Source organism: Streptomyces sp. NPDC046465 (genome assembly GCF_040646035.1).
Taxonomy (GTDB): domain Bacteria; phylum Actinomycetota; class Actinomycetes; order Streptomycetales; family Streptomycetaceae; genus Streptomyces.
This window is the reverse complement of record NZ_JBEYZK010000020.1, coordinates 147,242-171,613: the sequence shown is the minus strand read 5'-3', so window position 1 is coordinate 171,613 and position 24,372 is coordinate 147,242. Positions and strand designations below refer to the sequence as shown.

Genomic DNA, 24,372 nt, shown 5'->3' with positions numbered 1-24,372 from the left:
CAGAGCCGCCGACCCCGTCACGGTCCCAGTCACCCAGGTGGAGGGCGAGTGCCATGAGCGATCCGTACGTCGACACGATTCTGGTGGGTGGGCAGGTCAGGACGGAGTCGGGCTGGGCCGAAGGGCTCGCCGTGCGCGCCGGTGTCATCGAAGCGGTCGGCGGCCGCGAGGAGGTGCTGCGGCGGCGCGGACCGGACACGCGGGTCCTTGAGCTGGACGGGAGCACCGTCCTGCCCGGCCTGCACGACCTGCACGTGCATCCCATCTACGCCGGGGTCCGCGAACGCCGCTGCAAGGTGCCGCAGGGCTCGAACCTCTCCGACACCCTCCGCATCGTGGCCGAGCACGTGTCCCGTGCCGCCCCCGGCGCGTGGGTCCTCGGCGGGCAGTGGGACACGTCCGCGCTCGGCGCCGCCCCGGACCGGACCGTGCTCGATGCCGTCGCCCCCCGCAATCCGGTCCTCCTGGAGGACACCAGCGGGCACAGCTCGTGGGCGAACAGCGCGGCCCTCGCGGCCGCCGGAATCGGCCCTGGCACGCCCGACCCGGCGGGCGGCCACTTCGAGAGGGACGCCGCCGGGCATCCGAGCGGCATACAGCGCGAGACCGCCGCCGATCTCCTCGCCGCCTCGGCCCCCAAGCCTGCCGACGACGAGGTCGAGGCGGCTCTGGAGTGGGCCCTCGGGGAGATGCTCTCCTACGGGATCACGTCGTTCACCGAAGCCGCGGTCGGGTTCACCGCCGGGACGCGGGCCGAGCTGCGCGCGTACACCCGGCTCGCCGCGCGCGGAGCCGTCAAGCAGCGGGTGCGCCTCTGCCTCGTGTGGTCCCCGTACGACCCCGAGTGCGAGGAGGTGATCGCGACACGGAACCGGTACGCGAGCGGTCGCCTCGCGCCGGACTGCGTGAAGATCTTCCTCGACGGGGTGCCGACCGACAGCCGTACGGCGGCCATGATCGAGCCGTACCAGGGCTCGGTGGAGGGGCAGGACGACGAGAGGCGCGGGCACGGGCTGCTCGCCATCGCGCCCGCCGTACTCGATCGGGCGGTCACCCGCTTCGACCGGATGGGCATCACCGTCAAGTTCCACGCGGCCGGCGACGCCGCGGTCAGGGCGGCACTTGACGCCGTCGAGGCCGCCCGCGCGGCCAACGGGCCCGGCCCCTGCATGCACAACGTAGGACACTGCACGTTCGTGGCGAAGACCGACATCGAGCGCGCGGCGCGGATCGGCGCGACGTTCGAAGTCTCCCCCTATCTGTGGCGCCCCTCCCCCATCTGCTCCGACATCGCGGCCGCCGTCGGCCCGGCAGCCGTCGAACGCGTCTGGCCGGTACGGGAGATGATCGAAGGGCGCGCCCTTGTCGTGCCGGGTTCGGACTGGTGCGTCGTGCCGTCGGTGAATCCGTGGGCCGCCATCGAGACGCTCGTCACCCGGCAGGAGCCGGGCGGCGGCGCCGACTCCTTCGGCGCGTCCCAGGCCATCACACTGGACCAGGCCTTCGATCTGTTTACGGTCAACTCGGCGCGCCAGGAAGGGATGGCGCACCTCGTCGGGCGCATCGAACGGGGCATGCTCGCCGACATCATCGTCGTCGACCGGAACCCCTTCGAGGTGCCCCTCACTCAAGTGCACCGGACCGGCGTCGAGTTCACCTTCGTCAACGGTGAACAGGTGTATCGGTGAGCAGGTCGAAGGCGAGGCCGCTGGAGCGTTCGCCGTGGCCCGTGGCGCGCTGGGCCGAGAGCCAGACGACGACGCGGCCGTCCCGCCACCGGGTCCTGTTGAAGGCGAGGGAGACCCGGGTGCCGGTGCGGGTGATCTCCTCCTCGTTGATGAAGTAGGGCCGCTCCGCGTCCAGGCCCTCGCGCAGGAGGGACGTGCGGGGGCGGACCGGGGTGGTGCCGTCCACCTCGCTGGGCATCGCGGCGCGCTGGAGCTGCACGCTTCTGCTGTCGCCCGGTACGTGTACGGGGATGAAGGGGATCCAGTTCTCGGGGACGGAGCTCGCGATCCGGTAGGCCACGTCGGCGCGCGGGTCGTCGATGCGGGACGGCGGGTGCAACCGGCGCCGCTGGGCGAGGTGTTCGGCGGCTGCTTCGTCGCCGTTGCGGCCGCCTCCGTCGGCGAGTTGGACCGTTTGCTCGATGCCCCAGACGAGGTTGGCGTTCTCGTCCCGTACGAGCGCCACGTCTTCGAGGGCGGGTCCGGTGGCGACCTTCGGGGTGCCGGGCGGCAGGAGCAGGCCGGTCCCGCCGTCGGCGCCGAGCGTGAACATCGACCAGCGCTGCCAGTCGTGCCGCTCGCCGGTGCCCGCCGGGGTGATCCAGCGGCGCTGGCCGAAGACGTCGGTGACCGCGAGGCCCTGCACGGTGGCGAGGGTTCCGGCGGGCACGTCGCAGGGGAACTGGTACCAGTCGTTGCTGAAGACGAGTGCGAACTCCAGGAAGATGAGCCGGGCCAGGTCGGTGCTGTCCGGGGTGACGGCGGCGAAGTTCGTGTTCCCGTCCTCCACCGCCCACCAGCGCGGCAGGGGCATTCCGGCGAAGCCGACCGGCGCCGGGAACACGGTGCGTCCGGCCGGTACGGGGGCCGGTGCCGAGCCGCCGAGCGTGCCGCCGGGGTCGGTGGAGAAGGCGTACCAGTCGAGTTCGCCGCCCGGGTACTCGGCGGCCGTGAGGACCTGCTCACCACCGCCGGGAGCGGGTGCGGAGACGGCGAAGGAGTGCTCCAGGCGCCGGGCGTTCCAGGTGGCGTCGCCATCGGGCCGCTCCGCGGTCACCCCGGTCGGCTGGTCGATCAACTGGTCGAACCAGGCGGTGAGGCGGGGCGCGAGCGCGTCGAGGTTCGCACGGTGCGGGCGGGGCAGGTCGATGCCGTCGGAGGCGCGCCCGCCCGCCTTGAGGTGCTGGTAGAGCAGGTATCCGTCCATGCGCCGCCCGGCGAGCGCCTGCAGCGTCGCCCAGACCTCCGGGTGCGCGACGACCGCGCTGTCGGCCTCGTCGGCGGGGTCGGGCAGCGCGACCGGGTAGCGCTCGGTGAACTGTTCGGGCACGTCATGGGCGCGGAAGACGGGCGAGTCGGAGACCAGCTTGTGCCAGCGGCGGCCGAGCGCGAGACGGAGGTCGAAGGAGGTGCGTTCGGCGCCGAACGCGAAAGGCAGCGGCCGCCGTTCGGCGACCGTCTCAAGGGGTCGGTCGGCGGGCAGCGGCTCGGGCGGCCCGCCTTCCGGGCGGAAGCGTCCTGGCGTGCTGGTGGTCACGGCGTACCGGGCGGTGACGGGCGAGCCCGCGTCGGCGCCCCGGAACTCGCCGAGCTGCCACTGCCGGGTCAGCAGCCACAGCGCGTCCCGGACCTCCGCGCGCAGGGCGCGGTCGAAGTCGGTGGTGCGCGGCCTGCCTTCGAGCCGGTTCCAGACGCCGACGGCGGGGTGCGCGCGGTCCCGGAGCGCTCCGGCGAGGTCCGCGATGCGTGGCTCAGTCATGGTCGGCCTTCCAGCGCACGTTGGCGGTCGCGAGGTCGGTGCTGATGGTGATCGGCTGGGTGGTCGCCGACATGAGCGTGGCGGGCAGCAGCTGCGCGTACGCGCTGTGCTCCAGGTGCGCGGGCTCCACGGCGCGGGCCCTGGCCATCGCGAAGGTCTCGTGGACGGCCGCCACCAGGTCGGAGGTGTCCCAGCTGCCGGTCCGTGCGGGCGGTGCGACAAGGAGCATCGCCTGCGGCGGTTCGGAGTCGGGGCGGTCCATGTCGGCGGTGATCGCGGTGGTCTCGCGCTCGGCGGGCACGACCTCGGTCCACTCGTCGAGCAGCAGTCCGCAGTGCGGTTCGTCCTCGTCCGCGCCGTCGGCGTAGTGCGCCGTGAACAGCAGCCTGTCCTCGGTGATCTCGGCGCCGGGGGCGAACTCCATGCCGAGCCAGTGGTCGTTCTGGCGGTACGGGAGCTGGACCGGGGCGAGTCCGGGTTCGTCGTCGTCCTCGCGCAGGGCGGCGCTGAGCAGCACGGCGCGCTCCCACTGGCGGGGCATCTCACGGACCCGGGCGAGGCCGTGGATCCAGTCGTCGAGCGGGAAGTCCCGGCCCACCGGGGCGCGGGTCAGGTGGTCCACGAGCTTGTCGCTGTCCCTGCGCGCCTTGGTCCACTCGGCGGTGAGCGCGTCGGGCGGCGTGAACTCGGGTACGACGAGGACTTCGGGGCCGAGCATCGCCCGGAGCGCCTCGGTGCCCGCCGCGACCCGGTCGGGTCCGGTCACCGCCTGGTCGTACTCGGCGAGCGCGGCGTTCGCCGGGGCGAGCCGGGCGGCGATGTCGGCGCGCAACGCGCGGGCCCGGTCGAGGAGTTCCCTGCCGAAGGCGACGATCCGGTCCTCGACGGGGGTCAGGGCGAGTCCGGCGGGGTCGAGGTCGGTGAGCGGGAGGTGTCCGGCGACTTCGGCGAGCAGCCCGCTGAGGGTGCTCCTCGTCGTGCGTGCCTGCTGGTCGAGGGCCTGGAGGCGGTTGCGGAAGGTGGATCGGCGGTTGCCGACGATGGAGCGCAGCTGTGCGGGCCGGTTGGGCCGGGGGTCGGTGGGGCGGGTGGTGAGGAGGCGCTCGGCCTGCTGGAGCAGGCGGAAGCGTTCGTTGTCGGAGGTGGCGGGCGGCAGTGTGTCGTACTGCGCGAGCAGGGCGTCGGCGTCGGCGAGTGCCCGTGCCATGCGCGAGGCGGTGGTGGCGACGGCGGCGAGCACGTCGGCGTACGCGCTCCTGCGCCACTGGACGAGTTCGCCCCAGCCGCTGCGCACCATCCCGAACCCAGCTGCCGTGGTGGCGAGTTCGGCGTACCGGGTGAGGAATCCGTCGATGGCGGCGAGCACCGCTGACCGGGACGGCTGCGCGGGCGGGGCCGGGTAGAGCGGTGAGAGGTCGTGGACGAAGTCGGCGGCCTCTTCGTCGAGGTCGGTGAGGGAGTCGCGGACGGCGGCGGGGCGGGCGCGGGACAGGGACACGGCGTCGTCGGCGGCGCGGTCGACGGTCGCGGTGCCCGCGGCGGGCACGAGGTCGCTGGTGCGCAGGGGCCGTGCGGTGGTGAGCAGGGTGCGCAACGCGCTGATGAGCGGGGCGAGTTGGAAGAAGGTGACCTTGCCGGGGACGGGGACGGTGTGGGCGATGGTGAGGGCGGTGTCGGGGCGGGGGTGGTCCCTGTCGAGGACGGCGCCGACGATCCGGTCCTCCAGGTCGGTCATCGCCTCGGCGCCTGCCGGGCGGACCGTCCACAGCAGGTCGATCGGTTCGAGCCCGAGGTCGTCGAGGGCGATGACGCGGCTCTTGGCCTGCCCGCTCACCGGGTCGTTCCAGGTGACGCGGGCGACGACGTCGTCGGCGTCGGGGAGCAGCCCTTCCAGCCAGTCGTCGACGGCGGGTTCGGCCTGTGCCCTGGGGGTGGCGTGGCTGTCGGGGCGCAGTCCGGGGCGCAGCCGCAGTCCGAAGCGGTGGGTGAGGGTGGTGCCGCCGCGCGGGGTCTCGACGACGGCGGGCTGGGGCGGGAAGCCCGCTTTGGCGTAGGCGTCGAGGGTCGCGGAGGCGCGCTCGGTGTTCCCGGCCAGCGCCTGGTGGGCGCTTTCGGCGACGGCGAGGTCGGCGAGCGCGTCGTGCACGTCGAGGAGCGCGCGGACTTCCGCGGTCAGGGCCGCGGCCTGGCCCGGGTCGGCGGGCGGCAGGACGGCGTCGAGGCCGAACGGGTAGGTGTCGGGCACGTCGGTCCGGGTCACGTGCCGCACCAGGGCGAGGCCGTCGACGACGTTGCGCGCCTCGACCTGTTCGATGGGGACGGGGTGGGAGGGGTCGGGAGCGGTCTCGGGGATCTTCCCGGCGCGCAGCGGGAACTGTTCGCGCAGCGCGGTGATGAAGCGGTCGACTTCCGCTTCGTCGTGCCGGTCGTGCAGGCCGCGTTCGAGGCGGTAGCCGAGCAGCGCGCCGAGTGGCTGGCCCTGCCGCAGCCCGTCGAGCAGGCTGAGGGCGATCCGTACGCGCTGTGAGCTGAGGTCCACGGCGAAGGTGCTCGGGTTGTCGGCGTCGGCGTTAGCCGTGTATCCGGCGCGCAGGACGGCGGCGGTCCGGGCGTGGGCGGGCGAGGGGGCGTGGACGAAGCCCGAGTTGCCGGGGTCGTGCAGGAGCGGGGCGCCCTCGGCGAAGATCTCCGCGAGCTTGCCGGTCAGGGCGACCGGGGTGAGCTGTGCCGCTCGCGGCCGTACGTCCTCCAGCCAGCCGTACGCGCCCAGGTGCAGGCCCGGACGGGGCGGTCCCGCACCGTTCGCGCCAAACCTGAGCTCCGCGAGGCGTGCGGTGGCCAGGCCGGTGCGCCAGGCGTCGAGGCGGTAGGTGGCGAGGTCGAGGTGTTCGGCGAGGAGCCGTTCGAGGCGGGCCGTGGGCAGGTCGGCGAGGATGCCGAGTGCCGTGATCTGTTCGGCGAGTTCGGCGGTGGCGGGGGTGGTGCCGATCGTGCCCGGGATGAAGTCGGCGAGGAGCTGGTCGGGGCTTCCGGTCACGGCGCGCTCCGGCGAGTACAGCCTGCGGAAGCGGCTCTCGCTGGGCAGGCTCTGGCCGGGGTCCGGTATCCGTACGTGCACGAACGGCGGGTCGGCGGTGAGTTCGTCGGGCGGGGCCACGCCTGCGGCGACGGCGAGGTTGCGGGCGGCGTCGGCCCAGCCGATGAGGACGGCGTGCCGGAGGAGGAGGTAGAGGAGGGTGGCGGGTGGGGTGTCGTCGGTGAAGCCGAGTTCGAGGCGGACCGTGTCCAGGCCGTGGGCCGCCTCGTCGGCGAGCCAGCGCAGGTAGTTGCGGCCGTCGGGGGTGCAGGCGTGCACGGGGTCGGTCTCCGACAGGGGCCGGTCGTCGACCAGGGGTGCGATGAGCGGCTGCTGGAACTCGGTGAACAGCTTGCGCAGCAGGTCGGGGTCGTGGTCGGGGCTGCCGTTGTGGTGCCCGAGCCTGGCCAGGAGTGCGCGCAGGGGGCCCGGCATGTCCAGCCGGTCGAGGGCGGGCAGGACGGTGGCGCCGCGGCCGCCGAGGTTCTCGCGGTTGAAGACGTCCTCGACGCTCTGCGCGTACCGCTGGTGGTACTCGGCCGACGTGGGGTGCAGCGCGAGGATGTCCAGGAGGAGCTGGTGGGGGTCGTCGGTGTCCTTGCCGAGATGGGGAACCTGGGCTGCCGCCGTCTGCCAGTCCTCGGCCGCCGCGCTCAGGAGCCGGTCGAGGCCGCGCAGATGGGCGTCCGACGCGGGCCAGGTGAGGCGGGAGAACGCGGTGGTGGGCAGGATGCCGTAGGGCTGGTTGCCGATGCGTACGGCCGGGACAGGTCCGCGTCCCGAGACGTGGCGCAGGAAGAAGTCCCTGGTCCTGCGGACCGTCTCGGCGTCGAGTACCGGGTGCATGGCGGTCTGCAGGAAGGAGCCCCACGTGACGGGCCAGAGCGCGGTGTTGGCGGCGCGCGCCTCGCGCTGGTCGGTGCCGTCCGCGTGCGGCATGCCGTCAAGGACGGCGGGCGGCAGGCCGAGGAGGTCGGTGAAGCGGCGGCCGTCGGTCGCGGTGGTCCAGTCACCGGCCTGTGCGGCCGTTCGTGTCCTCTGTTCCGTCGCGGGGCGCAGGGCGGACTCCGCCTCGTCGGTGTCGCTCGGGCCCGCGGGCAGCCGCTCGGTGTTGTTGGTCGGGGTGCCCTGCGGCAGCAGCGCGTAGCCGTCGGGGCCGCGCAGTTGCTGCGTGATCAGGGCGGAGAGGTCCTGCGCGGACTTGACGGGGTCGGTCTGGGCGCGCAGGCCGAACACGAGCAGCCGGTCGAGGCCGCCGCGCGTGCGGTCGTCGAGCGGGACCCGCAGCCCCATGCCGACGGCGACGGCGCGGTCGAAGTCGGTGAGCCAGCGCAGTTCGTCGGGGATGTGCAGGGTTCCGGTCGCCGGGTCCACGGAGATCTGGTCGGCGGCGGCCGGGTCGGGGCTCACGGGCAGCGTCTCGGGGACGGGCGCGCCGGTCGCGGAGAGGACCTGCGCGCCGTCGACGTATCCCAGGGCCTGGAAGCGGGCGGGCAGCAGCCGGGCGCGCGCCGCGCGGGTCCAGGACTCGGGTTCCGTGTCACCGGCCGCGGGCGGCGGCAGCACCAGGAAGGCCACGTGCACGGCGTCGCCCGTGCTGACGGGGGCGCCTTCGATGCCGGCGGGCCGCAGGGCCCTGATGGCCGCGGCACGGGCGGTGTTGACCGCGGTGAGCAGGGCCGCGTCGGCCTGCCGCAGCAGGCGGCGGTCGCCGTGCGCGCGCCAGACGGCGGTCCAGTACGTCACGGTCGGCTGCCGGTCCGCGGCGGCCACCGGTTTGGGGCCCACGACGACGAGCACCGTCGTCCCTTCGGGGACGGCGAGCGGCTCATCGGCGGGGTTGGCCGGAACCCGTCGCCCGAGCAGCCACGCGGCGCGCCCCGGGGCGATCCGTCCGGCCAGTTCGAGGCGGGCGGCGCGGAGCGCGGCGGGCTCGCGGGCCGCGGCCCAGCGTGCCGTCCAGTAGGCGTCGAGTGCGGCGATCTCGGCCGGGGTGGGCCGGGGTTCGAACTTGTCGACGGCCCATTCGTCGGGGAACACCCGGATCAGGAGCTCGGTCGGGGTGAAACGCGTCTCGATCCGTACGGGGGCGAGGAGGACGGGGAAGTCGTCGCTGAGCCCGGTCGCGGTCGCGGGCACGGTAGCGGGCACGGTCTCCGGAGGCGTGGTCGAGTGCGTCATCGCGGCAGCATTTCCTGTGCGTGGACGGCCACGAGGACCGGCACCTGGAAGAGGATGTAGGCGAGATCAGCGGAGCTGAGCCCCGCGTGCCAGAGCGGCAGGTTCTCGTCCTCGGCGCGCTGTTCCCGCTTCTCCTGGTCGTCCTCGGAGCCGTCGAAACCGGCCAGGGCGACGGTGACCTGGGAGTCGAGTTCGAGGAAGCCGCGCGCGTGCGGGTCGACGTCGGCCCACGACAGGTCGTTCCACACCTCCACCGGGGTGGGCGCCGCGTCGTCGACCCCGAACCGCGGGTCTCCGGGGCGCTCCTTGAGGATGAAGAACCAGCCCGCGTCGGCGGGCGGGTCACCGCGTGCCTCGTCGGCGTCGAGGTCGAACCCCAGGAGCGTGATGTCGGGTTCGATCTTCGCCTCGTACAGCGGTAGCCGGACGAGCGCGGGCGGCGGCCTGTCCTCGTCGGGGAGGGTGACGGGCACTCTTTCCTGGGTGCGGTCGGGCAGGCCGTCGGCGCCGAGGGGCCACTCGGCACGCTGGGCGTAGACGGCGGCGGTCGGGTACCGCTTGAGCAGCTCGCCCCGTACGACGAGGACCAGGTCCTCCTTCTGCGGGCCCGCGCCGACCGGGTGGTTGGCGTTCTGGCCGAGGCGTCCTGTGGTGGGCCAGGTGTGGAGCGGCGGGATGTCGTAGCACCGCTCGCGTCGGCGTCCGGCGCTCTCGCCGGGCCTGAGCTGGGCGGTGCGGGGGTCCCAGAACTGCCGGAAGGGGGTGCCCCGTTGATCGGTGGGGTACTCGCGCCAGAGCAGCTCGCGGGCCATCTCGTGGTTGAGTCCCGCGAGGTAGGACTCGATGAACTCGCGGTTGTTGGCGAGCAGGGTGACGGAGTTCTGCGGGAGCAGGCCGAGGTTCGGGACGAACGCGTCCACCGACTGGTCGAGGAGGGGCTGGTAGGTGGGCAGGTCGAAGACCGGGTAGGCCATCGCCTCGATGAAGTCGTCGGCGAACGGGCGGAGCCGCTCGGGCAGGGCGACCGAGCCGAGGAGCGTCCTTGGCACCGTCGTGTCGGCGCGCAGCCCGGACAGCACCGAGCCGGTGGCGAGGGCGACTTCGAGCCGTGCGCGCGGCGGGGTCCTGCCGACGGAGACGGCGACGTTCCTGCTCCCGTGCAGCTCGCGCAGCGCGCCCTTGAAGCGGGCCGCCTCCGGGCTGTCGGTGGCGCCGGGTCCTGGCACCGCGGGGTCGCCGGGCGCCCGCAGGCGGAAGTCGGGGCTGCGCGGCAGGCTGTCGACCGGGTCGGCGGGCGGGGCGCCGGGGTGCAGTTCGGCGGCGAGCCGTTCGACGGTGACGAGCCCGGCCGGAGTGGTCCTCGCGGGGGCGGCCGTCACCGCTGCCGTGGGGTCGTCCATGCGGGGGACGAGCGCGTCCGGCGGGCGCTGCGGGGTGAAGGGCAGGGCCCGCATCAGGCGTGATCCGGGCCGGGTGATGCGCCGCATCGCCGGGGAGAGCGGCGCGCCCGCCACCTGGCTCGCGGCCACCCGGAACCCGATGGCGATCTTCTCCGCCTGCCCGTCGAGCGCGGCTCCCGGGGCGGTGGCCTCGGCAGCGGTCACAGCAGCGGTCACCCGCGAGTGCGCGGGCGCGGTCAGCCGCAGCGACCGTCCTGACGGGGCGGCGGTCAGGGCCGCCGCGGAGGTGCCCGTGGCCGGGTCCAGGTGCTTGGTCTGGAGTACGTGCCCGACTTCGCGGGCCAGTTGTGCGGCCCGTATCCGGGCGTTGGCGGCGAGGACGTCGCCGACCTGCGCCCAGGCGGCGGCCATCAGCTCTTCCTGCCGGTCCTGGACGGCCTGCGTGCCCAGGTGCGCGGCGACGCGGAAGCGCGGATCGAGGTTGATCCTGTGGACCCAGTTGCGGTTCTCGGGCGCGGGGACGTCGGTGCCGTCCTGCCGGGTCAGCAGCCGCGGGGTGAGCGCGTGCCATCGGCCGTACAGCGAGGGCGTGAGGAGCGGGTCGGACGACGCGGCGAGGGGCGGTGTCTCCAGCGCGGCGTGGGCGGCGGCCGGGGCGTGGCGCTGGTAGTCGTCCGCCAGGTCGATCAGGGCGGCCAGGGCGCGCTGGAAGGGGTGCGGGTAGGGGGCCGCGGGGGGCGGCCGGTCGTGGAAGTTGTCCCAGTTTTCGGCCTCGTCGGGCGGCGCGCCCGGCGCCTTCGGCACCTTGAGGGCGCCGCCCATCGGCAGGACGCCGCCGAGTCCGGCCGGGGTCTGGATGCCGGGCAGGCCGAGGCCCGGCGAGCGGTGCACGTCGATGTCCCTGCGCCCCACGCGCGGGTCGGGCCGCTGGGGCCGCAGCAGCCGTACGAGGGCCTCGAAGTCGCCGGTGCTGCCGGTGGTGAACTGCCAGCGGTGGTAGTACGGCAGGAGCCCCGGGACGGGCCGGCCCGCGTACGGCGGGCCCCAGGCCAGGTACAGGGCGCCGGGCGAGCCCGCGGGGTCGAGGCCGAGCCCGGCGAGGCGGCCGGTCTCGAACGCCGGTACCAGGAAGGCCTCGTACGCGGTGTCCGGGCGGAGCCTGCGCGGACACATGAGGCGCGAGCAGGCGTTGTCGGCGTTGGTGCGGAGCACTTCGGCGAGCGCGGCGAGGGCGGGCGCCGTGCTGTCGGTGGCGACGGGGCCCGTGAGCGCGCCGTTGACGTGCACGTGCGCCCAGGCGCCGAGCTGGTCGGGCCGGGGCAGGGTGGCGGCGGTGTCCCGTACGGCGATGGCGGGCAGGGGCCCGCTCCCCTGCGGGCGCTCGGTGAACTCGGGGGCCGTGCCGTTCGCCGCGCCGGTCCCGGCGGCGAGGACGACGAGGGCGAGCCAGGGGGCGAGGCGGCCGGTGGCGGTGTCGGGCGGGGCCGGGCTGTAGCGCCAGGGGAAGTCCTCGTCGCAGAACTCGATGTGGGCGAGGTAGTTCGGTTCGTAGTTGGTGGTGCCGGGCCGCGGTTCCGTGCGGGAGACGGCGCGCGGGTCGATGCCGGTCACGTCCCCCGGGCCGTAGAGCTGGACGCTCCGTTCGATCTCCTGGACCAGCGGCCCGCTCTTGAGGGGCTCGCCCGAGACGCGGAGCCGGACCGGGACGGCGGCGCGCGCGGCGGGGCCCGGGTCGCCCGTGATGCGGGTGGCGATCCCGGCGCGCAGCCAGGGCAGGAACGAGTACGCGTTCGCGGTCACGGGGTGCCCCCGGCGGTGAAGATCTCCGTGCTCGCCATCAGTTCGGCGAGCGTGGGGTCGGCGGCGGCCGTTCCGGTGCGGGCCGTGCCGCCCGCGACGAGGACCTTTCCGCCGGGCAGCGCGGCGGCGGCGAAGGCCCACCGTCCCTCGGCAAGGCCGGCGGCCGGGGTCCAGGTGTCCGTCGTGGCGTCGTAGAGGACGGCGCTGCGGTAGCCGGTCTCGTCCTTGTCGTCGGCGGCGCCCCCGATGACGAGCACCCCGTGCTGCCCGAACGGGAGCGCGCGGTGCAGGGCCCGCCCCGAGGGCATGTCGGCCGCGGGGCTCCAGGCCCCCGAGGTCAGGTCGTACACCTCGGCGGTGCGCTGGCTGAACGGGTCGAACGGGCCGCCGCCCGGCGCGCCGAGCGCGGTGCCGCCGGTGACGAGGACCTTGCTGTCGGAGAGCCGGGTGGCCTGGTGGTGGCTGCGGGGCGTGCGCAGGCTGCCGGTCGGCGTCCACTTCTTCGCGGCGGGGTCGTACAGCTCGCAGAACGCGAGGGCCGGGTCGTCGGCGGTGCCGACCGGCGCGGTGCCGCCGCAGACCAGGACGGCGCCGCCCGCGAGGGCGACGGCGGTGTGCCCGGTACGGGCCTCCGTCATGTCGCCCGCCGCCGACCACGTGCCCGCCGCGGGGTCGTACAGCTCGGCCGTGCGCAGGGCCTTGGCGGTCTGCGCGGAGCGGACGGTGGTGCCTCCGGCGACGAGCACCTTGCCGTCGGGGAGCAGGACAGCGCTGTGGCCCGCGCGGGGTCCGGCCAGGGCGCCGCTGAGAGTCCAGACGTGCGTCGCCGGGTCGTAGAGCTCGGTCGTCGCGAGTGCGGGTGCGCCCGGCGCGGAGCCGCTGGTGCCACCGGTGGCGAGGACCTTCCCGTTGGGGAGGAGGGTGAGGGTGTGCAGCCGCCGGGGGGTGTTCAGGGATCCGGCAGGCAGCCAGGTTCCGGCGGTCGCGTCGTAGACGGCGCTCTGGCCGAGGGCTGCCGAGGTGCGGTCGGCGCCGCCCGCGACGAGCACGGCGCTTCCGTTGGAGATCGGCACGGCGTTGTCGTGCAGCCCGTACCAGGTGGCGGCCTCGGGCAGGCCGGGCGCGGACGCCCAGGACCCGGTGGCCCGGGCGGAGATGGTGGTCATCGAAGCTCCTCGGGTGGGCCGTCGTTGAGGTCCGTACAGTCCGCGGGGCCCGTCAGGGCGGTGGTCATGGGATGAGCGCCTCCCCCGTGGCGGCGAGCCGCAGCGGCTCGGGGCCGGGCGCCGCGGCGCCCGCCGCCGAGATGCCGCCGGTCACCAGCACGCGGTCGTCGGCGAGTTCGGCGACGGCGGTGGACCACCGGCCCTGCGAGAGGCCCGCGATCCGTGTCCAGGTGCCCGCCGCCGGGTCGTACGCGAGGACGCTCCGGAAGCCCGCCGTGAATCCCGGCCCCGTGGTGCCGCCGATGACCAGGACGTCTCCCGCGCGCGTGAGCAGGGCGCGGTGCCGTGCCCGGCCGCTGGGCAGGGCGGCCGCGGGAGTCCAGGTCCCGGCGGCGGGGTCGAACAGCTCGGCGGAGGCGAGGGCGCGCGGACCGAACGTGCCGTCCGCCGCGACCGCCGCCTCGCCACCCGTGACGAGGACCCGGCCGTCGGGCAGCAGGGTCGCCTGGTGGCCCTTGCGGGCGGTGTGCAGGCTTCCGGTGGGAGTCCAGGCGCCGCTCGCCGGGTCATACAGCTCGCAGTACGCGAGCGCCGCGTCGCCGCCCGTACCGCCCGTACCGCCCGTGGGCAGTGCGCCGCCCACGACGAGGACCCGGCCGTCGCGCAGGGATACGGCCTGATGCCCGGTGCGGGCGTCGTTCATCGGCGCCGTGGCGGTCCAGGCGCGCGTCACGGGGTCGAACAGCTCGGCGGAGCGGAGCGCGCCGAAGCCCTGCCCGCCCCGGGCGGCACTGCCGCCGGCCGCGAGAACCCGGCCGCCGGACAGCGGCGTCGCGGAGTGCGCGAACCTGGCCACACCCATCGGAGCGGACGGCGACCACGTCACGGCGGCCGGGTCGAACAGTTCGGCGGAGGCCAGGGGCGTGCCGTCCGCGCCCCGCCCGCCGGCGGCGAGGACGCGGCCGTCGGCGAGCCGGGTGGTGGAGTGCAGACGGCGGGCCGCCGCCAGCGGGACCGACGCGGACCAGGCGTCGGCGGTCGGGTCGAAGAGCGCCGTCGCGGCGAGGGCCGTACCGCTCGCGCCGGTGCCTCCGGCGATCAGCGCCTTGCCCGTGGCGAGGATGACCGTCTCCGTCTGCGCCGCCGGGGTGGGCAGGGTGCCCGTGTCCGCCCAGGTGCCGGGGACGAAGGGCGCCACTGCCGCCTCCGACGCGGGGATGACGTGCAGAAGGCCGTCCAGCGTCGGGTCGGCGGCGACGAAGTCGGCGAGCGCGTCGGCCGCCGTCGCCTGGTTGCGGAAGTCCACCGGGGTGCCCGCGGACCCGCGGCCGAGGGTGCGCGGCGCCAGCGCGGGCACGTTGCTGCGGACGTACGCGACGACGAACCGCTGGTCGGCGACGCGCACGGTGTCGGCCGCCGCGAACGGCTGGCGCAGCAGCGCCTCGCGCCGGGACAGCGGCGACCTGCTCGTGCTGCTCCCTTGCAGCAGCCCGTCGAAGACGGCGGGGCTGACGCTGTGGAACCGTTTGGTGCGCGCGGCGGACAGCCGCGCGGGCGGGTCGGCCACCGGGCTCTCGGCGGCGGCACCGCGCACACCGTTCGCGGCGGGCGCGCTGTCGAGGATGTGCAGCTCGTAGCGGGCGCTGCGGCGCACGACCCGCGCGGTCGCCAACGTGCCTGCGGCTGCGGTGAGTTCGAGGCCGGTGTCCTGTGTCTCGTACGCGGGGCTCGACAGCTTCGCCGCGTCGCTCATGTCCTGGTACTGGGCCATGGCGAACTTGTCGCCGGTGTCGGAGACCCGGACGAGCCCGCTGCCCGGCGCGGGCGCGACGGTGAACCGCCTGCCGTCGGCGGCGCGCTGCGAACCGACCTTGTCGAGGCGGACGTTGAGCGGCAGGGCCCGCTGCTGGACGGAGAGCGTGCCGAGGGGGTGCAGCACCAGGTCGTCGGAGGGCGGGAGTTGGCGGAGGGTGACCAGCGGCTTGCCGTTGCCGGTGGGCAGCCGGGTCTGCCAGCCCTCGGTCTTGCGCAGTTCGGCGGCGAGCAGCGGCAGGACAAGGACGGGCGGCAGCGTGGTGGTGAGGCTCTCGCCCCAGGTGATGTCGAAGTTGGCGGAGATGGAGAAGAACAGGAACCCGATGGATCCCTTGCCGTGCGCACGCCAGGGGGCGGGCCCTTCGAGCTGGAAGCGCAGGTCGATGCTGAACACGCCGACCCCGAAGGCCTTGAGCGAGACCGCGGCGCTGATGGAGATGGCGAACCGGAAGGGGTTGAACTGGAACAGCGCGTCGAAGCTGAGGTGTCCCTCGATGCCGAAGCTGCCGAATCCCAGGCGGAGTTCCGCCTTGGAGCCGAACTGGACGGTGTTGCTGGTGATGGCGAAGTAGCCGGAGATGCGGATCAGTTGCTTGCTGCGGTGCAGGATGTCGACGGAGATCCGCTCGGGTACGGCGAAGGGCAGGGCCGGTGCCTTGTACGAGGGGTGGAAGCCGCCGACCGTGAGCACCAGGTCGGGGTTGTCGCCCCACGCCACCAGGATGCCCATGCCGCCGTCGAGGGGCAGTGTCAGGATGTGCGAGTCCACGAGCCGCGCCTCGAACCACAGCCGGTTCTTGCCCGGTTCCAGGGCGCCGAAGAAGTCGACGCGGAGGTCGAGGAGGGGCAGCTTCGGGTTCGGCAGGGTGGCGCGCAGGGTGCCGAGGACGGCGATGTTGCCGGGGATCTCGATGATCAGCCCGAGGGAGATGCTCACCAGCGTCGGGGTGGCCCAGCCGATTTTGGCCATCGGGCCGATGAGGAACGTGCCCTGTTCGGGCGGGAAGAACGCGTTGAGGTCCGACAGGATGCGGGGCGCGTTGGCGATCACGTCGCGCGGGAACACCACGGACTCGATCGATCCCGTCCTGATGCCTTCCGCGAGCGCCTGGAGGTTCATGCCGCGGTTCAGCCCGATCAGGCCGCCGACCGCGAGCAGGGTGAAGCCGTAGCCGAGCTGGATGCCCTCGCCGAAGTCGGCGGTGAGGACGATGAGCAGCGAGAACCCCTTCGACCCGTCCGGCATCCTCGTACTGACCAGGCCGATGGCCTTGAGCGCCAGGAAGTCCGCGAACTCCAGTTCCATGGCGCCCGCGTACTCGCCGCGCGCGGCGTCGAAGGCGAGGAAGCCGCCGCCGCGCACCACGCCCGCGTCGACCGAGAGGCCCGCGCCGCCGGGCGGTTTGAAGCCGAGCGAGACATCGAGCGGGCCGAGGTTCCCGTCCAGTCCGGGGCGCGCGTCGAACAGGGCGGTGAGGCCGGTCTTGTCCACCACGGCGGTGACGGGGCCGAGCCGGGCCTTGAACGTGGCGCCGAGACCGACGGGCACGGCCCCGCCCGTGGGCGTGACGGAGACGGTCAGGCTCTGGATCTCGACCGGGCCGATCCGCCGGCCCACCGGGATCTGGAGGTCGAGGTTCGAGGTGCCGCGGAAGTAGAGGCCGTCGCGGTGGGAGACGCCGAGGGTCAGGTCGCCGCCGATGCGGAACCCGTCGGCGGGCAGCACGGCGGCGAGGAACCCGTCGGCGTCCGCGCCCGGCTGGAAGACGAACTCAAGACCTTTGAGGTCGAATTCGGCGAACACATCGACCTTGCCATCGGCATCGACGTCGTCGGCCCGGCCGCCGTCGACCCGTACGCCGCCCGTACCGGCGAGCGCGCGGAACTGGAGCCGGGTGCCGTCCGGGGTGCCGAGGAGCAGCACCGGTTCCCCGTCGGCGGCCATGCTCTCGGCGGTGACCTCGATCGCGCCCTTGGCGTGCACCGGCGCGCTGCCCGACTCGAACCCGGTGAGCACGTCCACGCCCTCGCCGGGCCTGGCGAGGAGCGCCACGCCGCCCTGGAGGTCGAGTCCGCTGCGGACCGTGACGGCGATGCCGCACGCCAGCTCGAAGCGGAGCCCGAGCGAGCCGGTCAGCGAGGGGAGCAGCGCGAGCCCCGGCGCCCCGCCGGGTGCGGCGGGCGGCAGGCGTACGAGCCGTACGGCGCCGCGCGCCCGCCCCTCGCCCTCCTCGTCGCCCACGGTCTGGTCGAAGGCGGCGAAGGTGAGCGCGGTCGCCGCGGGGCCCAGCGGGTCCTGGCGCGGGCCCTGCACCGCGCTCTCCGCGCCCTCGGACAGCGCCGCGACGCGCACGTCGAAGCCCATGGCCAGGAAGAGGTTGTCGAGCTGGGAGGCCAGTTCGTCGAAGTCGAGGGCGGGCCCGCCCCAGCCGTAGGCGTTCTTCAGCACGAGTGAGGGATCGTCGAGCACCTTGGGGACGTCGGTCACGTCGAGCGTCCTGCGGGTGTGGGAGGGGCGGCTGCCCGTGGGCGGTACGTAGACCGCTTTGACGACGCCGAACGCGCGCAGCGCGAACCCCACGGAGGGGTGGAAGCGCTGGAGGTAGGTGATGACCAGATGGTCGAGGAGCTGCCGGGGGAACTGCTCGCGGAACCCGTCGGCCCGCAGGTTCGCCGGGATGGCCGAGTCGGGCGCGCTCGCGATGGCGCGGACGGCGGTCACCAGGCCCTGGACGGCGGCGAGTACGCGGGCCGCGTCGTCGGCGGAGGCATCGGCGGCGTTCGCCCCTTCTGACTTGGCGGGCACCGCGGCGCGCAGTCCGGGCGCGCCCTCGTTGAGCCCGCCCTCGCCGAGGAGGCGGCGCAGGCTGTCGTACAGCGTGTCGACCTGGGTGCCGAGTGCGCGCAGTGGGGCCGGGGGTTCAGTGACCGTCCAGCCGAGTTCGTGGAGGAGACCGATGAACGCCTGGGGGGAGGCGACCGCCTCCCGCAGGGGCAGCAGTGCCTGCCCGATCTCGGCGAGGAGCTTGTCGAAGGTGCCCTGTTCAGCCATGTCACGCCCTCGGATACTGGTGCGCGTCGAGCGGGGCGTGCTGGGCGGGATCGATGAGGTTGACGATCAGCCACTTGCAGAGGAAGCAGAACATGCCCCGTAGGTCCGCGTCGTTGGTCGTGCCCTTGTCCTGGCCGCGCATCTTGCACTCGCCCGACGCCCGGTAGAAGCCGCCTGCGAAGTGGTTGCCGCCTTCGAAGATCCCCACCATCTGGTACGCGAACTTCGGCGGCACGAAGCCCGGTACGCCGATCGGCAGGTCTGTCTCCTCTTCCTTGCTCCCGAACGGCTTCGTCGTGTCCCTGTTCCTGTTCAGCGGGGAGTGGCTGCGCTGGTTCGCGGGGTCGGGGTCGGCGACGAAGTCCCGTACCTTCTTGTCCACCAAGAAGACCGGGAGGCCCGTGAGGTCCGTCCGCTGGACGAAGACCACCGCGCCCTTCTTGAAGACCGGGAGCTGCGGGAGGGGTCCTGGGGTCTGGAGGAAGAGGGTGCCCTGTTTCTCGTCGGGCCTGGTGGCGATGGTCAGGTTGGTCAGCACGTCGCCGGGGCCCGCCTTCAGCGGGAGCTGCCGGTTGTCGGAACCCGTCGAGAAGTCGCGCACGGTGACCTTGGCCTGGTCCTTCCACGCCTGGACCCATTTGCCGATGTCGGTGGTGCCGACCGTGACCTCGAATATGTCGGACACCAGCGGCACGGAGGGCACGAGCAGCTTTCCGGAGACGCGCATCCGGGGCACCTCGAACCACTTGATTTTCGCCGGATTGAGCTTCCGGGCCTGCGGGGGCGCTCCCTGGTGCAGAAAGGTGAGCTTCGCCAGATTGTCGGACGGCAGGTCGTGGGTGGGGTCGTTGTCCCCCTGCCGGTCGCCCCCGAAGTCCTCGTACTCGTCGCCCAGGTTGAAGGAGTGGGCGAACTCGTGGGCCACCTTGTTGACGAGGTGATCGATATCGGTGATCCCCAGGGGCTTTTCCGGCGGAACGGGAGGTGGGGCGGTCCTGGTCCGTATCGGCCTTGTCCCGGGCACCGGGGTGAATTCGACTTTCCCCTGCCGTCCCACCGTCGAGGCCGTCATGGTGCCCTTGTTGAAGGCCGTGCCGCCCAGGAGCGGGTCGTACGCGATGATCGCGACCATTCCCCGGCTCTTGCGGAACCGGGTGTCGTCGGGCACCCAGTTCTTGCCGATGGGCGGGTTGGGCGGCTCCGCGAGACGGAGGCCATCCAGATATCCGAGAACGTAGTTTCCCGGATTCGTCACGTTGCTTTTGGCATACACCTCGGGAGCGTGCCTGCGCGGATCGAGTTCCAGTGTCTGGTGCGCGTCGCTGCGGTAGAACTCGTAGACGCGGTCGATGAATTCCTTGAGGCGCGGGGCGTTCGGCGTATCGCTCGCGGGGGGGCTGGACGGCGGGCTCCCCGTGACCGTTGAACCTGCCTCCGTCGGCCCGGCGGCGGCCCAAGTACAGCCCGTAGAACGTGTCCGACGCCTCGATGAACCCCTCGGCCTGGTGCTGCTTCCATGTCTCGATCACCAGGTCGGTCGCCTTGCCCTCGACGAAGTCCGGCAGGCTCTGGCCCTTCCAGAGGGTCCGCAGGGCCGCCGGGATCCTGCTCTCGCCGCGCTGGGGAAGACCCACGCGCTCGATCAGGTCCTGGACGCTGTAGGTGTTGTCCGCGAAGCCGTTGCGGCTCGACTCGGGAATGCGCCGGCCGAGGAGATCGAGTCCCCCCTGCCCGGCCTTGTCCACGACGCGGGGGCCGCAGGTGACGAGCGGCTGCTGGGACGGCTCGAACGCGGCGAAGACGTTGCAGCTCTTGCTGAGCAATCCGTAGGGCTGGTGCCGCGGCTTCTCGAACATGTCGCGCACCGTGCGCTGGACAATGCTGTCGAAGAGGCGGGCGTCCTTGGCCTCGAACCCCTCCGCGACGAAGACCATGTTGCACTGGTCCTCGTGGTTCACCACGTCCGTGGCCCTGACCCGGGTGAGCGTGGTGCGCGACTTCGCGTGGTCGGCCACGCGGACCGGCAGGGTGTTGCTGATGGCCGTGCCCTTGAGCGTTCCGGTGATGACCACCGGGGCCGCCGACTCCGCCGTTCCCCGCAGCCTGCCCCGCGGGGCGATCACGACGGCCGGACTCGGTGACGCCAGATCGACGTACTCATGGCCGGTGATGTCGCCGACCGCGTCCGTACCGGCCGCGGGGTGTTCGCTGAACCTGGCGTACAACGACGGCTGCGCGTGCGCGAAAGCGGTGTCTTTCGTCGTCGTGATGGATTTGTTCCCGAACCACCAGTCCTCGATCTTCTCGTGCACTTGCAGTCTGCCGACCACCACCCCGAATCCGCCCGCGACGGTGATCTGGAAGAGATAGACCCCGGGCTCCGTGGCCGTCACGATTCCGGCGCTACTGACCGAGGGAAGATTATTGAACCGCTCCCCCGTCGGGTGATAGGGCGCAAAGAACTGGAACGTACTGCCGTTCGTCTGGTCCGTCAGCACGAAGGGCTTCGGCGCCGCTTCGGTGAAAGTCCGGCTGAACACCTGCACTTTGAGCGGCAGACCGCCGGTCAGAACGAGATGGAGATCGAGATGCGGAAAGACCGGAAGATCCGCGGTGATGGGCACCGTGCTGGCCATGGTCACTCCCACCTGTCGATCTCCCGGGCGGCGAAGGAGACCGATCCTCCCACCACTCCCAGATCAACAGAAGAGGGAATGCGAAGCGGCCTGAAGAATTCCATATCCAAGCCGAAATCCGCGCTTCCTGGAAGTTATCGCTCCAGTCGGAACAGGACACTCATTCAACAGCCGCATAAACGCTGACGTCTCGCACCGGCCACCGGGTGGACCTCGCCGGAGGACGCCCGCCGTCAGCCCCGCACCGCTCCGATGGCATGATCGGTGTCTCGACGGGCGTCCCGAGCAGCTCGTCCTCGCCACCATCACCACCATCTAACAAATCGGTCGAACAATTGATATCCATCGCGTCGCGGGTGTTTTCAGGAATAAACAGCGCAATGAGGTCCCCCTCGCTCCGTCGACCACAGACGGTCCTGTGGGCCGTGGCCGGTGTGGTGACCCTCGCGTTCCTCATCGCCCTGGAGATCGCCGCGCGGCGCTACGGCGGCGTACCGGGGCCGATCACGAACCAGGCCCGCGAGGTGCTGTTCCCGCCCAAGCCGGGGCCGCTGTACGGCGGTCTGGCGCTGATGATGGTGGTGCTCACCTGGCGGCAGCGGTTCATCGCGGCCGGGGCCGCGATCGGCATCGACGCCGTCTTCGTGCTGGTGCGCTGGGCGGTCGACGCCGACGTGCCCGAGGACCACTTCTTCGGCAACGGCGCACTGTGGGTGATGCTCGGCTGTGCGGTCTTCGCGCTGACGCGCCGCACCGGCCCGGAACGCGCCCTGCTCCTGAAGGGCGTCGGCCTTGGCCTGCTCCTCGTGGCCGGCCGCAAGACCGGCGACACCTGGCTCCTCATCACGTCGAAGACCCGGCCGACCGTGCTCGATCCGTACGTGGCGACCGCCGATCACGCGCTCGGCAACCCGTCCTGGGCGGCGGGCCGGATACTCGAGGCCACCGGCCCGGTCGGCACCCGCCTCCTCGACGGCGTCTACGGACAACTCGCCGTGGCCGCGATCGTCGTGGCGATCTTCCAACTGCGCAACGTGGCCGCCGAGCGCCGCTTCCCGCGCCACCACCTGGTGCGCACCTTCCTGGTCATCGGCCTCCTCGGGCCGGCCGTCTACATGATCTTCCCGGTGGTCGGCCCGATCTTCGCGTACGGGCCCGGCACGTCCGGCACCGGTGGCGTCGAGTGGGCGGTGGCCGATCTGTGGCCGCACACGCCGCCGTCGATCGGCGTCCCGCACCCGGTCCCGTACGACGGGATCACCCCGCGCAACTGCATGCCCAGCCTGCACACGGCGTGGGCCACCGCGATCTTCATCCACTCCCGCAAGGGCCCCAGGCTGCTGAGATACGCGGGGACGTTCTGGCTGACCGCCACGCTCGCCGCGACGCTGGGCTTCGGCTACCACTACGGCGTCGACCTGCTCGCCGGGGTGGTGTTCGCGCTCACGGTCGAGACGGGCCTGCGCGCGCTCGACCACGGCTGGGGCCGCCCCGCGATCCAGCAGGTCGCCTACGGCACCGCGGTCTTCACCGCGCTCCTGCTGTCCTACCGCTACCTGCCGGTGGAAATGGCCCGGCACCCCTGGCTGGCCGGTCCCCTCCTCCTCCTGGTGACGGCCTCCGTGATCTACGGCTACGCACGGACCATCAAGCTGTGGGAGCCGATACCGGCACCGGCCGACCGCCCTGAACCGGAGCCGGAGCCGGAGCCGGAGCCACGGCCCGCGTTGATCTGAACTGCCGGAGGGCCGCGACGGATTGGCGTGCGGCGTCAGCCTCGCGCCCGCGACACTCCGCTAACGGGCGAATAAGCCCCGACTTCGGTGCATTGCCGGATGTACTGGGCTCTTCTGGCAACTGTTCTGTCAACTGACATTCTGTACTGGAGTGACATGCGTACCCGTAATCTCCCCCTCGCCCTGAGCTTCGCCGCCCTCGCACTGGTCGGCAGCGCCGGGAGTGCGGCCGCCATCGGCGACGACACCGGCACCCAGAGCGCCAGCGGCAACGGCGCCGGGGAATCGTTCGCCAACAGCGCCACCCAGGGGGACCTGAGCCCGCAGGGGACCCTGGTCGGCAGCTCGCTGAACAAGCTCTGCCTCGGCATCCCGGTCAAGGCCAACGTGGGCGCCCTCGTCGGCCTCGTGCCGATCGCCGTCCAGGACATCCCGATCCTCTCGGCCCCGCAGAACCAGCAGTGCACCGAGAACTCCACGCAGGCCAAGCAGGACGAGCCGCTGTCGCACCTCGTCGACGACATCTCGGCCCTCTCCGGCAACGGCACGGCCAACCACTGATCCCTGCGCCCGGCGCCACAGCGCGCTGCGGACCGGCTCACCCCGGCCCGCGGCGCGCTGCTCCTGTTCTCGGCACCCTCGCACCGAACGCCACTCAAAGACCGGCTCTCAGTCCTCCGCGGTGTCCTTCAGGACGTCGCAGGTGTTCTGGAACTCCTCCATCAGGCGGGTGGCCTCGACGACGAGGACCCCGAACGGCTGGGAGGCGTCGTCCAGGGGCAGCTCGTTCTCCCGGGCCGCGTTGAGCACCTTCTGCAGCTGGTCCTGCGCGACGGTGGCCAGCTCGCACATCTCCCCGGCCTGCTCGGTGAGGGTGTCGCTGTCCAGTTCCGCGATGACGTGCGCGATGTCGCGCAGCCGGACGGCGAAGTCGGCGTACGACTCCAGGACCGGGGCGTAGCTGTAGGTGTCCTCCGTCGCACGCCACCGGCCGAGGCTTCGGGTGAGCGAGGCCAGCTGATAGACCGCGCGCTCCATGGCGTCCAGCGCCTGCCGGTAGCGGCCGAAGGTGAGGTAGCCGCGGTGCGCGGGCAGCAGCCGCCGCGGATTGAAGCGCAGGCTGTTCTCCGCCGCGGTCAGCCCGTCACGGGCCTGCCCCACGGCGCTCTGTACGCGTTCGCCCGCCGCCCGCCACTGCTCGGCACGTTCGGCGTCGACGTCCCCGCTGCTCAGGCCGTCGGCCATGTCGTCCAGCAGGGACTCCATCTCGGCGGCCAGGATCTGCAGGCCGTACTCGGCGCTGCGGTAGCGCAGCGGGGGTGCGATGCACAGGTTCACGATCAGCCCGATGCCGCAGCCGATGAGGACGAGCAGAATGATCTGGCCGAGCTGGAGCGCCCGGTCGGAGTTCGTACCGGCCGCCGCATAGGTGGAGAACGCGAAGAACGCCGCTGTGGCGATCTGCGAGCGCTGCTCGCCCAGTGCCGACCACTGTCCCAGCGCCAGCGCGATGACAGCGACCACGATGAACGCGAACAGGTCCGGCCCCGCCGTGAAACCGATGGCCGACTGCACCGCCACACCGAGGATGACCGCGGCGATATAGCGCAGCGTCTGCCACACGGATCTGTAGATCGTGATGTTCATGGTCAGCACCGCGGAGAACGGTGCGAACGCCGGCGACGTCGCGTTCAGCCAGTCGTGGGCGACCCACCAGGCCAGCGTTGACGCCAGCACACTCTTCGCCACCAGAAGGCTCGTGTGCCGTTCGTGCCCGGACGAATTCCACGCGCGCGACAACCACGCCCAACCACTCCGTACCCGACCCACCACGCGTTCTTTCTTCCTTCTCTGTGCCCGATTCTGTGCCCGGTCCCGCGAGTCAAGGACCGGAACAGGACACGTAACCACAGTGAGCCAGGTGAAACAGGGATCAACCGCACGGAAACTGCCCCCGCGCTTGATTTCGCACGGGGGCAGCGTTGAGCCGATGAGGCCCGTATGGGGCCGATATGAGACCGATG

The 24,372-nt window shown here is 72.6% G+C and carries 12 protein-coding genes; 5 read left to right on the top strand and 7 right to left on the bottom strand.

What is annotated here, in order from left to right:
- Positions 1-53: 53 nt before the first annotated feature.
- Complete coding sequence (locus ABZ953_RS29195; RefSeq protein WP_361729720.1) at positions 54-1,688, top strand: amidohydrolase; 1,635 nt, start codon at positions 54-56, stop codon at positions 1,686-1,688.
- On the opposite strand, the gene ABZ953_RS29190 is transcribed toward ABZ953_RS29195, so the two are convergent.
- From ABZ953_RS29190 to ABZ953_RS29165, 6 genes are all read right to left on the bottom strand, one after another.
- Positions 1,663-3,486 carry a hypothetical protein gene (locus ABZ953_RS29190; protein WP_361729718.1) on the bottom strand — a complete coding sequence of 608 codons (1,824 nt, stop codon included), beginning with the start codon at positions 3,484-3,486 and terminating at the stop codon, positions 1,663-1,665. The genes ABZ953_RS29195 and ABZ953_RS29190 overlap by 26 nt on opposite strands.
- Positions 3,479-8,743 carry a hypothetical protein gene (locus ABZ953_RS29185; protein ID WP_361729716.1) on the bottom strand — a complete coding sequence of 1,755 codons (5,265 nt, stop codon included), beginning with the start codon at positions 8,741-8,743 and terminating at the stop codon, positions 3,479-3,481. The genes ABZ953_RS29190 and ABZ953_RS29185 overlap by 8 nt, the downstream gene beginning before the upstream one ends.
- Positions 8,740-11,943, bottom strand: a complete 3,204-nt coding sequence (locus ABZ953_RS29180; RefSeq protein ID WP_361729713.1) for a hypothetical protein — start codon at positions 11,941-11,943, stop codon at positions 8,740-8,742. The genes ABZ953_RS29185 and ABZ953_RS29180 overlap by 4 nt, the downstream gene beginning before the upstream one ends.
- Positions 11,940-13,109 (bottom strand): kelch repeat-containing protein, encoded by a 1,170-nt coding sequence (locus tag ABZ953_RS29175; protein ID WP_361729710.1) that lies wholly within the window; start codon positions 13,107-13,109, stop codon positions 11,940-11,942. The genes ABZ953_RS29180 and ABZ953_RS29175 overlap by 4 nt, the downstream gene beginning before the upstream one ends.
- A gap of 64 nt (positions 13,110-13,173) precedes the next feature.
- Entirely contained in the window at positions 13,174-17,976 is a 4,803-nt protein-coding gene (locus ABZ953_RS29170) for a DUF6603 domain-containing protein (protein ID WP_361729707.1), read from the bottom strand.
- A gap of 1 nt (position 17,977) precedes the next feature.
- Positions 17,978-19,231, bottom strand: a complete 1,254-nt coding sequence (locus ABZ953_RS29165; protein ID WP_361729704.1) for a hypothetical protein — start codon at positions 19,229-19,231, stop codon at positions 17,978-17,980.
- A gap of 160 nt (positions 19,232-19,391) precedes the next feature.
- Here ABZ953_RS29165 and ABZ953_RS29160 point away from each other — a divergent pair, with 160 nt between their 5' ends.
- The 4 genes from ABZ953_RS29160 to ABZ953_RS29145 all read left to right on the top strand — a co-directional run bounded on the left by ABZ953_RS29160 (position 19,392) and on the right by ABZ953_RS29145 (position 22,909).
- Positions 19,392-20,117, top strand: coding sequence for a hypothetical protein (locus ABZ953_RS29160; protein WP_361729701.1), 726 nt, complete (start codon positions 19,392-19,394; stop codon positions 20,115-20,117).
- Between the two features lie 18 nt (positions 20,118-20,135).
- The gene (locus tag ABZ953_RS29155) at positions 20,136-20,798 is read left to right on the top strand and encodes a hypothetical protein (protein WP_361729699.1); all 663 of its coding nucleotides are present in this window, start codon (positions 20,136-20,138) and stop codon (positions 20,796-20,798) included.
- Between the two features lie 194 nt (positions 20,799-20,992).
- A complete protein-coding gene (locus tag ABZ953_RS29150; protein WP_361729696.1) occupies positions 20,993-22,348 on the top strand; it encodes a phosphatase PAP2 family protein in 1,356 nt (451 codons plus the stop codon).
- Positions 22,349-22,504: 156 nt separating this feature from the next.
- The gene (locus tag ABZ953_RS29145) at positions 22,505-22,909 is read left to right on the top strand and encodes a rodlin (RefSeq protein WP_361729694.1); all 405 of its coding nucleotides are present in this window, start codon (positions 22,505-22,507) and stop codon (positions 22,907-22,909) included.
- A gap of 108 nt (positions 22,910-23,017) precedes the next feature.
- On the opposite strand, the gene ABZ953_RS29140 is transcribed toward ABZ953_RS29145, so the two are convergent.
- Positions 23,018-24,097, bottom strand: coding sequence for an aromatic acid exporter family protein (locus ABZ953_RS29140; protein WP_361729691.1), 1,080 nt, complete (start codon positions 24,095-24,097; stop codon positions 23,018-23,020).
- Positions 24,098-24,372 lie beyond the last annotated feature (275 nt).

Bases quoted from the DNA above. Each gene is read 5' to 3' on its own strand.
- ABZ953_RS29195 (WP_361729720.1), top strand. From the start codon at position 54: ATGAGCGATCCGTACGTCGACACGATTCTGGTGGGTGGGCAGGTCAGG.
- ABZ953_RS29190 (WP_361729718.1), bottom strand. From the start codon at position 3,486: ATGACTGAGCCACGCATCGCGGACCTCGCCGGAGCGCTCCGGGACCGC.
- ABZ953_RS29185 (WP_361729716.1), bottom strand. From the start codon at position 8,743: ATGACGCACTCGACCACGCCTCCGGAGACCGTGCCCGCTACCGTGCCC.
- ABZ953_RS29175 (WP_361729710.1), bottom strand. From the start codon at position 13,109: ATGACCACCATCTCCGCCCGGGCCACCGGGTCCTGGGCGTCCGCGCCC.
- ABZ953_RS29170 (WP_361729707.1), bottom strand. From the start codon at position 17,976: ATGGCTGAACAGGGCACCTTCGACAAGCTCCTCGCCGAGATCGGGCAG.
- ABZ953_RS29155 (WP_361729699.1), top strand. From the start codon at position 20,136: ATGGCCGGTGATGTCGCCGACCGCGTCCGTACCGGCCGCGGGGTGTTC.
- ABZ953_RS29150 (WP_361729696.1), top strand. From the start codon at position 20,993: ATGAGGTCCCCCTCGCTCCGTCGACCACAGACGGTCCTGTGGGCCGTG.
- ABZ953_RS29145 (WP_361729694.1), top strand. From the start codon at position 22,505: ATGCGTACCCGTAATCTCCCCCTCGCCCTGAGCTTCGCCGCCCTCGCA.